The organism is Mesorhizobium sp. M7A.F.Ca.US.010.02.1.1, from assembly GCF_004023085.1.
Lineage (GTDB): Bacteria > Pseudomonadota > Alphaproteobacteria > Rhizobiales > Rhizobiaceae > Mesorhizobium.
The window spans coordinates 1-16,492 of record NZ_RZRV01000043.1 but is presented as its reverse complement, the minus strand read 5'-3'; the positions used below and the strand labels follow the sequence as shown (position 1 = coordinate 16,492).

Here is a 16,492-nt window from a genome sequence, read left to right as displayed (position 1 = left end):
GGTTCAGCCTTCCTTCAAAAGTTTATTCACGGATGATGTGACGCCGCTGACGCCTTTGGAGATAAGCGCCACCTGGGTGACGCCGTTGTAAACATCCCGAAGACCAGCCATCATCGTTTCGAAGTCTTGCCCTTGTTGGGGAATGCCCGAGATTCCGGTTCCCGCCTCACCTGGAACGGGAAGCTTCTGCGCCGGTCCCGGTAGAGCGCCCTTCGAAAGGGCTATGTCATGGTCGAGCGCGGGGAAGGAAACAGTGTTGTGTGGATATAGGGAGGAAATCGTCTGCAACACGCGATCGCCCATGCCGCTCGTCGGCGCAGCCGCGCGCTGAACATCCATCGCCGCAGCAACTGGCGCCGCACTCGCTGGCCCCGCGGCGGCATCGTTTTTCAGCGAGTCGGCTGCATGCCCTAAGGCGCGCTCAAACTGGGCCTGCTCGACAATCGACGGTGATCCGACCCTGGGGAGGCCAGCCGTTAGAGTGGCAGAGATCGACGTGACAGGCATCATCATGTAAGGACTCGGTTGCTCTCTCTGACCGGGCGAGCCCCGCCCATTCATCACCCGGTGTCGGCGCAACACTCCTAGGGGGGCAAGCTGACAACAAGCTGACTAACGGCGGCGTCATTTCGACAATCTAAAATCTCTTCGGCAATTTAGTCACTTGTGATGATTTCAGCGTTTGGTTTATCAGTGCGACATGCCGAGAACGCTTATCCAACCCGTCACCCTGCATGTTTTGAGACTTCTTTGTGCCGGGTTTTTTCTGTCCACCGGGATTCACCCGGCGCATGCAGTCCCGCTGTCCCTTCCGGCGACACCCTATAGATACACGGTTCTGGATCAGGAGCTCGCTGCAGCGTTGCAGGAATTCGGCAACAACCTGAATATCAGGGTCAACATCAGTCCTGCGGTGAAGGGGCGAATTCGCGGACGTATGCCTGATTTGCCACCGCGCGCGTTCCTCGACCGCTTGACGAACCTTTACGGTCTACAATGGTACTATGACGGCCTTGTGCTCTATGTGTCTGCTGCACAAGAATCGCAAACTCGAATGCTTTTGATGACGTCGATTCGCTTCGATGCGTTCAAGGGGGCTCTCGACAAGCTTGATATCTCCGACGAGCGCTATGTGGTCAAACCCGTGCCAGGCAATGGCCTCGTCTTCGTTTCCGGTCCACCGCGCTTCGTCGCACTCGTGGAGCAGACCTTTAACGGCTTGGTGGCGCAGGCGCAGGCGCAGACTCACATAGCGGCAACGCCAAAGGAATCAGTGCTGATCTTGTTTCGCGGCTCCTCCACTACGGTCGTTCGCGACGGACGACCGGATGCTTCTTATTCTTCTGACATCCCACAACAGGATAGCGTTGGCGGGAAGCCTGAGCTGGGCAAGAAATGAACATTGAGGATTTCCCGCAGCTCTGAAGAACATGACTGCGGCTACCCCTTTGTGAACTCTTCGCAAACTCGTCAGTTTCTCGAAAGCTAATCCGCTCATGATGAGTCCCGGCAGCTCTCGCGGTGACTCCGGCCATTGTGTTGGACCGAACCTTGGAGCCGGCCCGGAACACAGCAATTGAAGGCAGGGCAGGCGCATTCGTGACCTGCCGACGCTTGGAATTGTCGAATTTTGTGAAACGCAAGGGATCTTCTGTCGGGGTCTCTTGTGGGGATTTCAACGTCACGTCTGAGGATGCATAATGTCGGCCAGTAATCTTTCAACTTTCTACCGCTCAAATTCGCTACAGTCCGCAAGGGGTTGGCCGGGCCTGAAAGTTTCCCATTTTGCGACCCAGCATCAGCAAAGTGCATCGTGCTTCGAAGCGATGCTGTCCACTTGTGTGCTGGCAGACAAGCCCGGCTCTTTCGCGCAAGGGGATCTGCCAGCGTCGAATCTTGATTCGACAATGGATAAATTGCGGCAGGACCCTTTGGGCCATCTGGCACCGGATGTCTTGACATTGAATGGCTTGGAGCAACACCCACTGGATCTGCTGCCGCCAAATATGAGGGCGGCTCTCAAGGAGGACCAATCGCAACGCTCCAAGGCGACTGAAGCCCAACATCTGCTCGGCGTCACTCCGAAGATCGAGCCGGCTCCCAGGCCGAGCCCCGGAATCACGTGGAACGGTGGGTCGCTGACCACGGCTGAGTTGCAGATTGTTGCGGTACTCAACCGTCACAAGGACCAATGCCCGCTTACTTGGAAGTCGTTGACCGACAAAGCCAATGATCCCTCTACGCCACCGGATCTGAAAGCGGCGATCCAGGGACTGCAGCAGGATTCGGGACTTTTTTATGCGATTGGCTCGCAGGGCGACGGCCGCTGTGGAGGCAAGATCAACGCCAAGGACTTGGCCGGATTTTCAAACCACCACCCACAAGTTGCTGCATTTCAGGAAGCCCAAGCGCGAAGCTACGAGCAGAACTACATACCATCCGACGGCAGCGGAGGTTTGCAGCCTTCGGTCATGACCTTGAGCGATGCCTTGCGGGAGTTTTACCGGTACTCCGAAAATCTGTCCAAGGACCTGAGTCTGGATGAGTTCAAGAAAATGGTCGGCGGCGAATCGAAAAACGGCAAATTTCCGCCCCAGGTCATTGCGGCGGCGCAATATTTCCTCGATCACCCCGATGCTTGGAACCAGTTGTGCGGTGGCTCGAAAGGGAAGATGCACAAAGAGGATTTCCTGCAAGTCGCCTCATCGTCGATGAGCCTCACGCAAACTGAGCTGAATACGGTCGAGATGATCAAGGACCATCAGGACACGTTCTTTGGAAGCGGTGTTCTGACTCGCGACAAACTGGCGAAAATGAAAGACGACAAGAGCCTTGATCCGAAAGTGCGGGAAGCAGCCTCTCAGCTCCTTTCAGATCCTCTTTTGTTTGGCCTCCTGAACAATTCGATCACGGGCTATAAGACCCATCATAAATTCTTCGACTTTGGCGGCGGGCATACGGTTGATTCCGGCAATATCAGCAAAAAAGACTTTGCCCATTTTTGCACAAACATGTCGTCTGCGAACCGCAACGTTCAGCAGCCAATCACCCACGGCGCCCAAACCGCAGAAGAGCAGAATGCCGTCGCGGACATGAAGATGGGCCTGATGGACCAGCCTGACATTAAGTCAGCCAAAAAGAACGGCGGGGCCGTCATGCACGTCGTCGACTCCGTGCTCAAAATCGAGACGAAAGTGCTCGACTTGGCGGCAACGGCGGTGGGACTGCTCAGCTTCATTCCGGGCCTCGGACAAGTAGCCGATCTTGCCTCGATGGTTCTCGAGGCTGAGTCGCAAGCAGCCAATCTCCTGCGTACGGCCATTAACGGAGGCGATATGAAGCGAGCGCTGGAGGAAGCTGGCCTCAATATGGCCGCGCAGGCGATCGGCCTTATCGCAGGCCCCGAGGTCAAGCTGGCCATTCGAAATGGGCTCGTAAAGCACCTGATGGAAGAGGCCTTGGCGGCAGGCATTGATCTTTCGGTCTCGACGGCGCAGGACTACGCAGAAGGCTATGTGAATAACCTCAAAGCGCGCCTTGCAGGCGGCCCTGAGCAAAGCCTAGGCCTTCCGAGCATGCCATCATTCCAGAGTGTGGCAAGCAATGTGCCCTTCGTCGGCATTGCCTTATCCTAGCCGTCGCCTTGCGCGGAAGCTTTGGCTCGCGCGCTGACATAAGGGTCATTGTGGCACAAGCAGGGGTTCATCCGCATCAACGCAAGCGGTGTTCCTGACGCCATCTGGATCGGACTGTGAGGGGGATGTCCGAAGTCTGTGAAGACTTCGGTATATGACGACTTCAGAGTTACGCTGAGCCCAGCCATCTCGAGCCGGTGCGCCGGGTCGAGGTTTTCACGGGCGCCGGCCGGTAGCGGGAATGGTCTCCGGAAGGCACGGCGCGGATGGTGGCGGAGCGGCGCAGCCGAAGGAACGGCTGTCGCGCGCCCAGGGCGGCCTCCCGAACAGCAGACGATGATCTCCTGCCTTGGGCCTATATCCTCGTGCCACGCTCAAGGCAGTCGGCTGAAAACAGCGCTGATTTAAAACAGCATTATCCTGCACTGCACCCTCGATCCTTGCGCTCACCGATCGCTCGTCGACACGCACGCGGTCAAGTCGTTATCGGCGCTATGCCGATGGGCTTCGAGAGCAAGGTGGACGCTGAGCGGTGCGTCAGCCTCAGGGCGCGGCTGGCCAGCTTTGGGTCTCACGCTCTATGACGGCAACACCCGGCTGATCCACTTGGCCTGTTCGCGGGCTCCCGGCAGCGGCGCGGAAGCCACGGTCCGCCTTCCTCGGCTTCAGGCCAAAGATACCGCAGCATGCTCCAGAGCTATGTCTGCCGCCTTCGCCCCATCGTCGCTGGTCATGTGGAAAGGACAAGCAGGCTACGCACCCTATAATCCCGTCGGGCAGGATTCGACAGTCGACGGCGAGACATTCGCCAAACCTCCCCCTTGATTCTCAGCAACGTTAAAAAAAATTCACATAATGTTCGTGAGTGTAGTCTCCTGTCAGGTGGTACATTAGCCCCAATATCTGGCGTCTTAGTCGTAGAAAGGACTGTGATCTATCTTCCATTAGCATCCATACCAGCGGATTTACAGCAAATGACGAGAGAGGTCTCATGCGGATTGATGGGGATAGAAGGGCTAGCGGCTTGCTGCATCCCGTCCGGGTTGATGCTAACCAATGTTGACACTGGTAAATCGCCTAAGGACGGCAGCGCATCTTGATCGCCTTCGAATCCTGGGCCTTTGCGCGCATGCGGATCTAACCGTCGGCGAGCTGGCCGATATTACCGGTCTGCCTCGCGAGCAGGTTCGACGCCACGTTCGGCGGCTGGTCAGAGCCAACTTTCTTTGCTGCAACGAACAACGTCCGCAGTCTTCGTACCATATGCAAGCAGGAGGCAAGGATGGCGAGCTGGCTCAATTGGTGGTCGATCTCCTGCCCCACGATGATGGCCATCATAAAAGAGACCTACAACGCCTGGAAGCAATACAAGACGCGCGGTTGAAGGGACCGCCTGCTTGATCGTGAAATAGATCAGTCCAAATGGAGCGCGACTACCATGGATAACTCCGCCGGCGGCGCCATCGCGCAGCCCGACACTTACGGGCGGCCTCACTTAGCCGCCGTCGACTCCCGCGTTCACGAACTGCTTCTAAGACAGGAGCGTCAGGAGCGGACAACTCTCAAACTGATCGCCTCCGAGAACTTTGCCTCCTCGGCGGTGTTGGAAGCGACCGGGTCGATTTTCACCAACAAGTATGCCGAGGGATACCCCGGTGCGCGCTACTACGCCGGAAACGAGATCGTCGATGAGCTTGAGACCCTCGCGATCGAGCGCCTGAAAGCGCTATTTGGCAGTGAACATGCCAACGTCCAGCCTTATTCAGGCTCGCCAGCCAACCAGGCTGTCTATCGCGCGCTTTTGAGCCCCCGTGACAAAGTCATGGGCTTGCCTTTACCCGAAGGCGGCCATCTGACTCACGGTTGGTCCGTCAATTTTTCCGGCAGCGATTATCAGCGCGTCCCGTACAGGCTGCACGAAAAGACACAGCAAATTGACTATGACCACTTGCGCGAGACCGCCAAGCGGGAACGCCCGAAGCTAATTTGGGTCGGCGGAACTGCTTATCCGCGTATTTTTGACTACGCGGCAATGGCCGAAATTGCTTCGGAGGTGAACTCGTATCTGGTGGCTGACATCGCCCACATCTGCGGCCTGGTTGTCGCAGGAGTGCATCCGAACCCCGTGTCCCATTGCGATGTGGTCACCAGCACCTCTCACAAGTCGATCCGCGGTCCCCGGGGTGGCTTCATTTTATCAAGGAATGAAGACCGTTATCAGCCCCTCCATCATCCGAAGAGCAAACACAATCTGGCCAAACGTATAGACCGCGCCGTGTTCCCTCTTCTGCAAGGCGGACCGCATATGAATACTATCGCCGCGCTTGCCGTCGCTTTGCAGGAAGCAGCGAACTCGTCCTTTCGTGTCTACGGTCAGCAGATCGTCCACAACGCCAAGGCTCTGGCCCAGGCACTTCTGGAGCGAGGTTATGAACTCGTCACCGGGGGCACTGACAATCACATGCTGATCCTTGATCTTCGGGACCGGTCGCTGTCAGGCAAAGCCTATGCGGAGCGCTTATCGCGTGCAGGCATCATTGCGAATTTCAATATGGTCCCGGGCGACCGGCGGCATCCGGCGCTGACAAGCGGCATCCGCTTAGGGACACCAGCGGTGACGTCCATGGGCATGCGCGAAACGGAGATGGTGCAGATCGCCGCTTTCATCGACTCGGTCTGCCGCCAGCCCGATGACCAGGAAGTTCATGCGAGCGTACGAAGAGACGTTGCCGACTTCTGCACTGCGTTCGATGTTCCCGGCATCCCCGACCGATAAGCCACCCCAATCCAGAAACTCCTCACTAACTCCAGCACTTGAAGCGAGGGCATTTTTATGACCAGGCAGTTCGTGTTCTCTTCCGAATCCGTCGGCGCGGGACACCCCGATAAGATGGCAGACAACATCTCCGATGCCATTCTCGATGCGGTCCTGCGCACCGATCCGAAGGCGCGCGTCGCCTGTGAAGTGTTGGTGAAGACGGGGATGGTCGTTGTGGCTGGCGAGATCACCAGCCATGCCCACATCGATTACAGCCAAGTCGCCCGCGATACGATACTCGATATTGGCTACGACGATGATGCGATTGGCTTTGATGGTCGACGTTGCGCCGTCGTTCTGGCCCTCACCGAGCAGTCGCCCGACATAAGCCAGGGCGTTGATGAAGGACGAGGGCAGGATCTCGGGCAAGGGGCAGGGGATCAGGGCATCATGTTTGGATTCGCATGCAACGAGACGGATACATTGATGCCCCTGCCGATCCAACTCGCTCACCATTTGACGAAAAGACAGGCCGAGGTCCGGAAAGCGGGACAGCTTGGCTGGCTGCGTCCGGACGTGAAATCTCAAGTGTCGGTACGCTACGAAGGGCTCCGCCCGGTGGCGCTGGATACCATAGTCCTGTCAACGCAGCATGACGAAGCGGTCTCACAAGCCACGGTCCGCGAAGGCGTCATTGAGGAGATCATAAAACCGGTCCTGCCGGCCCACCTGGATACTTCGGGGATCAGATTTCTGGTCAACCCAACAGGGCGGTTCGTGGTCGGTGGGCCTGCCGGCGACTGCGGCCTCACAGGACGGAAGATCATCGTCGATTCCTACGGTGGGACCGGGCGTCACGGCGGCGGTGCCTTTTCGGGCAAGGACCCATCCAAGGTTGACCGCTCGGCGGCCTATGCCGCCCGGTATGTCGCGAAGAACATCGTTGCCAGCGGCCTTGCGGAGGTCTGCGAGGTTCAGCTTGCCTACGCGATCGGCGTGGCCAGTCCGGTTTCTGTCATGGTCAATACCTTCGGAACCGCAAGGATCGAGGAAAAAAGGATCGAGCGCCTTGTTCTCGAGGTTTTCAATCTCCGACCGAAAGGCATCATCAAGATGCTTGATCTCTTACGGCCGATATACCGCAAGACGGCGACATACGGACACTTCGGGCGTGAAGAGCCTGAGTTCACTTGGGAGAAGACGGACAAAGCTGACGATTTGCTGCGTGAAGCCGGACCGGCAGCTGCGTGAGGGCGGCTGGATCAAGCGCATGCGGCAACCCATTTCAACTCGCGAGACCACGCCCGGCCGGCGTGGCAAGAAGCCGGCTCGGGTTTTGGCGGAGATTTTGATGCCGGATTATGACGTGCTTTGCATCGGCAATGCCATTGTCGACATCATCGCCCAGTGCGACGAGGAATTCCTCGAGACCAACGGCATCATCAAGGGCGCGATGAACCTCATCGACACACAACGCGCCGAACTGCTCTACAGCCGCATGGGCCCGGCGATCGAAGCGTCCGGCGGCAGCGCCGGCAACACGGCGGCCGGCGTCGCCAGCTTTGGCGGCCGCGCGGCCTTCTTCGGCAAGGTCTCCAACGATGCGCTGGGCGAAATCTACGCCCACGACATCCATGCGCAGGGCGTCGCCTTCGGCACCACGCCGCTCAAGGGTGAGCCGCCGACGGCGCGCTCGATGATCTTCGTCACGCCCGACGGCGAGCGCTCGATGAACACCTATCTCGGCGCCTGCGTCGAGCTTGGCCCTGAGGATGTCGAAGCCGACAAGGCGTCCGGCGCCAAGGTCACCTATTTCGAAGGCTATCTGTGGGACCCGCCGCGCGCCAAGGAGGCAATCCGCCAGACGGCGAAGCTGGCGCACGCGGCAGGCCGAGAAGTGTCGATGACGCTGTCGGATTCGTTCTGCGTCGACCGCTACCGCGACGAATTCCTCGACCTGGTGCGCTCGGGCACGGTCGACATCGTCTTTGCCAACAGCCACGAGATCAAGTCGCTCTACCAGACATCGTCGTTCGACGAGGCGCTGGCCCAGATCCGCAAGGATTGCCGGATCGCCGCCGTCACCCGCTCGGAAAAAGGCTCGGTGATCGTGCGCGGCGACGAGACCGTGGTGATCAAGGCGACCGCCATCAAGGAACTGGTCGACACGACGGGCGCCGGCGATCTCTATGCCGCCGGCTTCCTGCATGGCTACACGCAAGGCCGCGACCTGCAGACTTGCGGCGACCTTGGCTCACTGGCAGCCGGATTGGTGATCCAGCAGATCGGCCCCAGGCCCCGTCAGAATTTGCGCCGCGAGGCTGAGCAGGCGGGGCTGACCATTCCGGACGTTCAAACGAGTTAGTGGCCTACCTTCCCGTTGTGCAGGCTATCTCGCCAGAAGCGCAATCACGGAATAGGGAAATCCTGATGTCGAACATGATGAAGGCGCTTGTGAAGGCCAAGGCCGAACCGGGCATCTGGATGGAAGAGGTGCCGGTGCCGGAAATCGGCCCCAACGACGTGCTGATCAAGATCAAGAAGACGGCGATCTGCGGCACCGACGTGCACATCTACAATTGGGACCAGTGGGCGCAGAAGACGGTGCCGGTGCCGATGGTGACGGGCCATGAATTCGTCGGCACCGTTGCCGATTTCGGCGCAGCGGTCACCGAATACAAGGTCGGCCAGCGTGTATCGGGCGAAGGCCACATCGTCTGCGGCCATTGCCGCAACTGTCGCGCCGGGCGAGGGCATCTGTGCCGCAACACGCTCGGCGTCGGCGTCAACCGTCCAGGCGCCTTCGGCGAGTATCTGGCGATCCCGCAGCACAATGTCGTGCCGATCCCCGACGATGTGCCCGATGAGATTGCCGCGATCTTCGATCCCTTGGGCAATGCCGTCCACACCGCATTGTCCTTCGATCTGGTCGGCGAGGACGTGCTGGTGACTGGCGCCGGGCCGATCGGCATCATGGGCGCGCTCGTCGCCCAATGCGTCGGCGCGCGCAAAGTGGTCATCACTGACATCAACCCGGTGCGGCTGGCGCTAGCCAAGAAACTCGGCGTCCAGCATGTCGTCGACGCCTCGAAGGAGAAGCTGCGCGACGTCATGCCGGTGCTCGGCATGACCGAGGGGTTCGACGTCGGCCTCGAAATGTCAGGCGCCGCCCCCGCTTTCCGCGACATGATCGACACCATGAACAATGGCGGCAAGATCGCCATTCTGGGCATCGCGCCGACCGGCTTCGAGATCGACTGGAACAAGGTCATCTTCAAGATGCTGCATCTCAAAGGCATCTACGGCCGCGAGATGTTCGAAACCTGGTACAAGATGATCGCGCTTGTGCAGGGTCCGCTGGATGTCTCCGGCCTGATCACCCACCGCATCGGCATCGACGATTTTCAGATCGGTTTCGATGCGATGAAGAGCGGCAGTTCCGGCAAGGTGGTGATGGACTGGTAGGGATTGCCTTGGCCGCTATTCAGGAAAAGCTGACGACAGCACCTCTGGTCCGCCGGACATTTTCCAACTAGGGGAACATGGCTGGGTGGAGAGCTATGGCTCCGCTACGTGCGCTCGCTAATCATATACGGCGACGTATCGCGGCCCACCCGGTGACGGTCGATGGGGCAATTCGCTTCAGTCGATGACGGAAACCCGGTGAACCGATGCTGAGGCCCCGACGCGATCGTCTATTTCCTATGATCTGCGATTGAGGTCGAGGTGTTGCCGCTTTCAGCGGGTAAGATGCGATAGACGACTTCCGGTACCCTTCCGGTCAGCGAAAAGGAAGGCAACGAGCCGCATTGCCTCAAGCAAAATGTTACCAATAGTGTCCTGTTCCAAAGGGGATGGACAGGTCGTGCCATTCCGGTTCGGGGGAAGGATGGCGCGGCTCAGCATGGCGACACGGTGAAGCGGCGATCGTGGAGCTTTATTGCGGCGTTGACAAGCGGCGCATTCTGGATGAGTTCGAGGCGGTAACCGGCTATTATTCGCAAGCGCGCGATCCGTCTTATGAACCGTCGTGAGCAGAGGCCGTCTGCGGGCAAGAGCCGCAGCCGCTGTTACGGCAGCGATGTCCGCGACGCGCTCATCGTGTTGTGGGAGGATTCGGAGCGGCTGGGTCCGCATCGACGCTCGCGGCGGCCAGCGCCGCCGGGCAGGAATGAGTTCGCAGTTCGCCGCTCGGTGCCAGCCCGCACCTTCGGCGATTGGAAAGATCCGCCGCCCGGCTTTGTTGAGCGCATTCGGGCACGTCTTCGTCAGGGAGCTTCGTGCAGACGATGGTGCTGACCGGATTGCCGCCGGCTGGACCGATTGCATTCCGCTCCGCACGCGCGACAGCGGCAATGTGATCATGGCGATCAAGCAGGCCCGCTCCCGGTTTCGCTGACCCTGTGCTGCTGTTTGCCGGCATCCGCCCGCACAGGAAGAGCTTGTAAAAGTGCGGAAATCGAGGAGCCGTTGGTCGTCGATCTTCAGCCTGAACGCGGTCGTTTGCTGGTGCCGCAAATCGGCTGTTGCATGTACATCCCTGTCAGACGTCAGTTTTCCTCGCCTATTTTGGTGTCGAGCGCGAAGTGCTCCAACCAGATTGCAAGGCTTTTTGGAAATGAGAGCGGCTTTGCGCAGGGCGCTCCGTTGTTGAGCATTCAAGCTACCAAGCCAATGACGCGCAGGTTCCACCAGGCTCGCCAGCCTTGAAGGACAGCGAAAAAAGCAGAGCACGACAGACACAACAGTGCATCAGGACGCCGCAGTCGTTGAAGATGGTGCGCTGCATCCATACCGTGGATGCATTCGATCCAAATAATCGATTTGTTCAATCAGTTTCTCGAAAGCTAACCCTACCCTCTGTGGGAATCGGGCTCTGAGCCGCGACGCTGCCTTGCGAGCGCAGGGGCTGCACGTAGGAGAGATGATGCAACGAGAAATCGCACGCGGGTTGCTGGCCTCGTGGGTTCGCCGACCGGCGTATTTGAGCCCGTCAGTTGGTCCTCACCCGCGCCTATTGCCACCGAGCGACTTGCATGTCCCTCCGACTCGGACCAGTTCCGAGAGCTGCGACGAGTTGCGCGCCGTGTGCTCCGATCAGATGGCCGCCGGTGACGCGTTCGATGGGCCGTCCCTCTTCGAGAGGAGATGAAATGCGAACGCTGCTCGTGGATCATCATGCGGATCTTGCGCGCGCCATGCGACTTGCGCTCGGGGATGGCGGCTTCGTCGTTGATGTCGTTGGTACTCTGGAACTGGCTTCGAGTGCATTTTCTTGCGCCAGCTATGAAATTCTCCTGCTGGAATTGGCTCTGCCAGATGGCGATGGCTTGGGTTGGCTGAGGCAGTTGAGGACCCACGGGCATTCAGTTCCTGCCGTCATTATGAGCAGCCTTAACGATCTCGATAAGCGAATTGCGATCTTCAACGGTGGTGCGGACGACTTTCTGCTCAAACCCATCTCTACCGATGAGCTTATTGCCAGAATGAGAGCCATTCTGCGCCGGGCGACACAGATGACCGACCTGAGGCTCGTATTTGGCAATCTCGACTTTGATCCGGTCGCCCGCCAGGTTTTCGTTGATGGGCACCCAATGATGATCGCACGTCGCGAACTCTGTGTTCTAGAGCACCTGCTTAACCGGGCAGGCCGCATCGTGCCCCGTGCGCAATTGGAAGATCACCTCTATTCATTCAACGACGACGTGTCTGCCAACGCGCTTGAAGTCGGAATTTATCGTTTACGGGGACATCTGACCAGATCAGGTGCAACGCCACGGATCAAGACCATCCGAGGCATTGGTTACATCCTAGAATTGACTGACGCCTCGTCCGCATAGTTTGTCGAATCGAAAGAAGATCTATTTTGCTGATCCTTCAACATCCTTGCGCTGCGCTCAATTGGCGGGCGATCGCCAACAAGGTTACAAGACCTGCAGTGCCCCGTTACCTGGGCCATCTCCTCTGCGCGCTTATTGTGACTTTCCCACTTGGTGTCGCGGCGCAAAACAAGCAGGACAAAGGCCCGCCGCATGCGGCTTCGAATAGCATCAACGCCACGCTGACCCTTTCCTCTTCGCTCGGGGAGACCGTTCATCTGCCCGGGCCAGCCACGACCATCTTTGTTGCTGACCCCACGATCGCGGATTTTCAGGCGCCATCGAGCAAAACAATCTTCGTCTTTGGCAAGAAATCGGGGCGGACCAGCCTATTCGCCTTGGATGGCAATGGCGAGCCTCTCGCCGAATTGCGTATCGTTGTCACGCAACCGATCGGGGATTTACGCGCCATGTTGCGGGAGCAGGTCGGCGACTATCCCATCCGCGTCAACTATACGCCGCGCGGCGCAATCCTTAGCGGGACGGCGCCCGACGCAGAGGTCGCCGACACCGCAAAAAGAGTCACTGAGCAATATCTGGGCGACGGAGCGCAAGTCGTCAACAACATCAAGGTCGCTGGATCCCTGCAAGTTAACCTCAGCGTGCGCGTAGCCGAAGTCTCACGCAGCGCCATGAAGTCACTCGGCGTCAACTTGTCCGCCTTCGGTCAAATCGGCAATTTCAAAGTGGGCGTTCTAAGCGGAAGCGCTGCAAGCGCTGGGTCTGGTTCAACCCAGGGTGGCGGTACAGCAGAAATCGGATTCGACAACGGTGCCGTCAACGTCAGCGCGGTTCTCGACGCGCTCGCCAAGGAGCATATAGCTTCCGTCCTGGCTGAGCCGAACCTCACCGCTATGTCGGGTGAAAAGGCCAGCTTTCTCGCGGGCGGCGAATTTCCCATTCCTGTCCTGCAGGAAAACAGGCAGGTATCGGTTGAATTCCGTCACTTCGGCGTCAGTCTGGAATTTGTGCCGACAGTTCTCAGCAACAATCAAATCAACATTCACGTAACGCCCGAAGTCAGTGAACTGTCGACGCAAGGTGCCGTGCAAATCAACGGAATTTCCGTGCCGGCAGTTTCCACGCGCCGAGCCGATACGGTCGTCGAACTCGCCAGCGGCCAGAGCTTCGCAATCGGCGGTCTAATCAGGCGGAACGTCAACAATGATGTCAGGGCCTTTCCCTGGCTCGGAGAACTGGCGATCCTGGGACCGCTTTTTCGCTCGACCTCGTTTCAAAAAGAGGAGTCAGAACTGGTCATTCTAGTTACGCCTTACATTGTAAGACCAGGCTCCAACCCAAACCAGATGAGCGCACCGACCGAGCGGGCGGCACCGGCTTTGAACGGAGGGGGCGCTCCGACGAATTCCGTGACAAGTCCCCCGCGAGACCGCGCTGCTATCCGTGCGGGCGCGCCAAGCGCCCAGGGCGGTCTCGGCTTCATCATCGAATAGTGTCATCCAAAGATGTTGCGTTTTATAATCCTCTTTGTCGCTCTGGCACCAAGCGTAAGTGGCTGCACAAGCACTACGCCAGTTGATGTCGAACCATCGGCACCAATGCTTGTCCGAGAGGAGACCACCGTCCTGACGTTGCAAAGCCTGCGCGCTTCCGAACGGCAGCGTTTGCGTGTTTTCCTAGACAAGGCCAGTCGCGGCCGGTTCGATGCCATCCACCTCCTCATCAGCGGTTCGCCCCAGCTCAGCGCAGGGGTAGCCCATCAGGCCAGGCAGTTGGCAATCGAAGAAGACAACATTCAATTGCGCGATCAACACGACGCCGGCTCAGTGCGAATTGAGGCGATTGTCTATCACGCCCGTCCGCCGGTCTGTCCCTCATATGGTGCCTTACCCAATGAAGAATCCTTCAAACAGCCGCTTGGTTGTTCGACAGGACATAACCTGGCCGTGATGGTCAACGATCCGCGCGATCTGCTCGACAATCAGGCCGTCAAGGCCGGCGATGGCGATCGTGCTTCTGTACCAGTTGCAACTTACAGAACATTCGGGACGGATAAAGGTGGCTGATACCGCCCTTATCTCGGCAGCACTCCTACCGGAGATTGAAAGCTTCCAATCGCGTCCTGATCTAAAATAAAAGGAACCGCTGGATGCAATATAGGCGCTATATCGAGGGCCTTAGGGCCGTTGCTGTACTTCCGGTCGTACTCTTTCATTTCGGAATTTCGGCGATCCCGGGTGGCTTTAGCGGGGTCGATATCTTCTTCGTCATCTCCGGCTACCTAACCAGCGGAAGCCTCCTGGATGACCTTGAACGCGGCCAATTTTCCATCGTCAACTTCTACTGGCGCCGTGCCCGGCGCATTCTGCCGGCGCTCGTCTTTGTGATGCTTCTCACCTGCATTGCGGCATTGTTCATTCTTCTGCCACCGGATCTGCGCGGATTCAGTCTTAGCATCATAGCTACCTCGACCTTCTGGTCGAACGTTTTCTTCTGGAAAACGTCAAGTTACTTCTCTATCGATGCCGCGCTTCTACCACTGTTGCACACTTGGCCGCTTTCCGTAGCGGAGCAGTACTACATCTTCGCACCAATCCTGATGTTCCTAATCTATCGCTACATCGGGAAGCGCTGGCTGACGACACTTCTTCCGATAATTCTCTGCAGCTTCGTAGTGGCGGTGATGGCGACATCGCTGGCACCCACCGCCGGATTCTATCTGCTGCCGACCCGAATCTGGGAACTCATGTTGGGCGCCCTGCTCATGCTCAAATGCCCCTCGCCGCTGGGCAACCGACTCCTGATGGAGTCGGTGGGGGTGGCCGGATTTGGCCTTCTCGCCATCGGGTTCTTCGCGATTTCGGCGAGTGATCCGTTCCCAGGCTACAACGCCTTGTATCCATGCATCGGAACGGCCCTTCTGATCTATGTTGGCCAAAATACCCCCTCGACGGTCGCCACCCGCATGCTCGAAGTCAGGCCGCTGGTCTGGATTGGGCTCATCTCGTATTCGTTGTATCTTGTTCACTGGCCTCTCAATGCGTTCGCGCACTATCTTTCGTTCCAAAAACTCGATCCGTTGATGACCGGTGCGATGTTGGTGGCAAGCCTCGCATTGGCTGCATTCTCCTGGAAGTTTGTAGAGCAGCCGTTTCGACAGAAGAGGGCCTTCACCTCCCCGGGGCCTATCTTCGCCTTTTCAGCGCTCGCGATCGTTGTCCTTTGTGCCGGCGGAGCGGCGGGGGCGCTCGGCAACGGCTTTCCGCAACGGTTTCCGGACTATGTCCAGCGGCGCATTTCCGTCGGGGACTGGAGGAATGGCATCTGTTTCAACGAGGGCACCAGCCGGATCGAAAGCTGGAATATGGAGGATTGCACGCGCACCAGCGGTTTTCCAACAACGGTTTTTTTGTGGGGCGACTCCTTCGCCGCGCACTATGTTTCCGGCTTGGGTGCTAACATAAATCGATTGCAGGCGAACATCGTTGAATATACGTACGCCAGCTGCGCGCCGATACTCTATTACTACCCGTACGATCGTCTTGATTGTGTCCGGTTCAATCGCAAGGCCTTGGACGTCATCTTGGAAGCGGACATCAAGACGGTTATCCTCAGCGGTAGATGGAGTGACTATGAGGTCAGAGGTTTCGACGGTCTTCAGCAAACAATCGCTACGCTTCGTGCCCTGGGCGTGCGCGTGTTTGTCATCGGCCAGTCTCCGCAGTTCCCAACTGACGTCCGGAAAATTGCGTTCTTCGCCAAGCGCCAAAATCTGGACGATACGTCCTGGCCGATCGCGATGGACCCCGACGTCAACGAACGTGTGCGCTCATTTACCAAAGGCGCCACATTCATCGATCCGCTGAAATTCCTGTGCAGCGCAGGACGCTGCGCCTATTTCGATAGAGGAGAGTTTTTATATTTCGACTATGGTCATTTCTCTTCAGCCGGCGCCACACTGGCAATCTCGAAATACTGGCCGGCTTTTGGCAAGGACAATGCTCTTCCTAAGACGAAGTAGCGGCTCAGCGGCTGACAAGCACCAGTACGGGTCCCAGTGATAGCTCCTGCTTCCGCAGCAGCCGCGACGATGGAGCTGTTCAGGTTTAAGGCCCCCCGATAGTGACCTAGGTGTGGAGCTTCAACAGGTTGTCCTCGATCAGGGCGAGGCGACTGATAGGCGTTTTTGACTTTAGGCTGCCATGTGGACGATGCCAATTGTATCTGTGCAGCCAGACAGGCAGTTCGGCGGCACGATG

General features: G+C 58.1%; 12 protein-coding genes and 2 pseudogenes. 12 read left to right on the top strand and 2 right to left on the bottom strand.

All coding sequences use genetic code 11. The features are described 5' to 3' along the window. Nucleotides 1-3: 3 nt before the first annotated feature. Nucleotides 4-513, bottom strand: a complete 510-nt coding sequence (locus EOA19_RS29195) for a nodulation protein NolB (RefSeq protein WP_024505368.1) — start codon at nt 511-513, stop codon at nt 4-6. A gap of 187 nt (nt 514-700) precedes the next feature. Between EOA19_RS29195 and EOA19_RS29190 the strand changes: the two genes are divergently transcribed. The 12 genes and pseudogenes from EOA19_RS29190 to EOA19_RS29135 all read left to right on the top strand — a co-directional run bounded on the left by EOA19_RS29190 (nt 701) and on the right by EOA19_RS29135 (nt 16,254). Next, nucleotides 701-1,399 carry a secretin N-terminal domain-containing protein gene (locus tag EOA19_RS29190; protein WP_024505367.1) on the top strand — a complete coding sequence of 233 codons (699 nt, stop codon included), beginning with the start codon at nt 701-703 and terminating at the stop codon, nt 1,397-1,399. A 301-nt stretch (nt 1,400-1,700) separates the two neighbouring features. Next, on the top strand, nt 1,701-3,635 hold the full coding sequence (locus EOA19_RS29185) for an HrpF/NolX family T3SS translocon protein (protein WP_024505366.1): 1,935 nt from the start codon (nt 1,701-1,703) through the stop codon (nt 3,633-3,635). A 1,056-nt stretch (nt 3,636-4,691) separates the two neighbouring features. Continuing rightward, nucleotides 4,692-5,036, top strand: a complete 345-nt coding sequence (locus EOA19_RS29180) for a helix-turn-helix domain-containing protein (protein ID WP_082826567.1) — start codon at nt 4,692-4,694, stop codon at nt 5,034-5,036. Nucleotides 5,037-5,073: 37 nt separating this feature from the next. Next, a complete protein-coding gene (gene glyA / locus EOA19_RS29175; RefSeq protein WP_063169266.1) occupies nt 5,074-6,411 on the top strand; it encodes a serine hydroxymethyltransferase in 1,338 nt (445 codons plus the stop codon). 57 nt (nt 6,412-6,468) lie between these two features. Beyond that, the gene (metK, locus tag EOA19_RS29170) at nt 6,469-7,644 is read left to right on the top strand and encodes a methionine adenosyltransferase (protein WP_063169265.1); all 1,176 of its coding nucleotides are present in this window, start codon (nt 6,469-6,471) and stop codon (nt 7,642-7,644) included. 100 nt (nt 7,645-7,744) lie between these two features. After that, entirely contained in the window at nt 7,745-8,758 is a 1,014-nt protein-coding gene (locus EOA19_RS29165; protein WP_063170366.1) for an adenosine kinase, read from the top strand. 65 nt (nt 8,759-8,823) lie between these two features. Further along, the gene (gene tdh, locus EOA19_RS29160; protein WP_063169264.1) at nt 8,824-9,858 is read left to right on the top strand and encodes an L-threonine 3-dehydrogenase; all 1,035 of its coding nucleotides are present in this window, start codon (nt 8,824-8,826) and stop codon (nt 9,856-9,858) included. Between the two features lie 714 nt (nt 9,859-10,572). Beyond that, a pseudogene (locus EOA19_RS36135) lies at nt 10,573-10,741 on the top strand (transposase); the annotation flags it as partial. Between the two features lie 805 nt (nt 10,742-11,546). Continuing rightward, the gene (locus EOA19_RS29150) at nt 11,547-12,233 is read left to right on the top strand and encodes a response regulator transcription factor (RefSeq protein ID WP_063169262.1); all 687 of its coding nucleotides are present in this window, start codon (nt 11,547-11,549) and stop codon (nt 12,231-12,233) included. Between the two features lie 71 nt (nt 12,234-12,304). Continuing rightward, nucleotides 12,305-13,726 (top strand): type II and III secretion system protein family protein, encoded by a 1,422-nt coding sequence (locus EOA19_RS29145; protein WP_063170365.1) that lies wholly within the window; start codon nt 12,305-12,307, stop codon nt 13,724-13,726. Nucleotides 13,727-13,738: 12 nt separating this feature from the next. Next, nucleotides 13,739-14,299: a CpaD family pilus assembly lipoprotein gene (locus EOA19_RS29140; RefSeq protein ID WP_063169261.1), complete on the top strand. Its 561-nt coding sequence runs from the start codon at nt 13,739-13,741 to the stop codon at nt 14,297-14,299. An 83-nt stretch (nt 14,300-14,382) separates the two neighbouring features. After that, nucleotides 14,383-16,254: an acyltransferase family protein gene (locus EOA19_RS29135; protein ID WP_063169260.1), complete on the top strand. Its 1,872-nt coding sequence runs from the start codon at nt 14,383-14,385 to the stop codon at nt 16,252-16,254. A gap of 106 nt (nt 16,255-16,360) precedes the next feature. Here EOA19_RS29135 and EOA19_RS29130 read toward each other — a convergent pair. Then, a pseudogene (locus EOA19_RS29130) lies at nt 16,361-16,492 on the bottom strand (IS481 family transposase); the annotation flags it as partial.

Coding starts and splice junctions, on each gene's coding strand:
- EOA19_RS29195 (WP_024505368.1), bottom strand. CDS start 513: ATGATGATGCCTGTCACGTCGATCTCTGCCACTCTAACGGCTGGCCTC.
- EOA19_RS29190 (WP_024505367.1), top strand. CDS start 701: ATGCCGAGAACGCTTATCCAACCCGTCACCCTGCATGTTTTGAGACTT.
- EOA19_RS29185 (WP_024505366.1), top strand. CDS start 1,701: ATGTCGGCCAGTAATCTTTCAACTTTCTACCGCTCAAATTCGCTACAG.
- EOA19_RS29180 (WP_082826567.1), top strand. CDS start 4,692: ATGTTGACACTGGTAAATCGCCTAAGGACGGCAGCGCATCTTGATCGC.
- glyA (WP_063169266.1), top strand. CDS start 5,074: ATGGATAACTCCGCCGGCGGCGCCATCGCGCAGCCCGACACTTACGGG.
- metK (WP_063169265.1), top strand. CDS start 6,469: ATGACCAGGCAGTTCGTGTTCTCTTCCGAATCCGTCGGCGCGGGACAC.
- EOA19_RS29165 (WP_063170366.1), top strand. CDS start 7,745: ATGCCGGATTATGACGTGCTTTGCATCGGCAATGCCATTGTCGACATC.
- tdh (WP_063169264.1), top strand. CDS start 8,824: ATGTCGAACATGATGAAGGCGCTTGTGAAGGCCAAGGCCGAACCGGGC.
- EOA19_RS29150 (WP_063169262.1), top strand. CDS start 11,547: ATGCGAACGCTGCTCGTGGATCATCATGCGGATCTTGCGCGCGCCATG.
- EOA19_RS29140 (WP_063169261.1), top strand. CDS start 13,739: ATGTTGCGTTTTATAATCCTCTTTGTCGCTCTGGCACCAAGCGTAAGT.
- EOA19_RS29135 (WP_063169260.1), top strand. CDS start 14,383: ATGCAATATAGGCGCTATATCGAGGGCCTTAGGGCCGTTGCTGTACTT.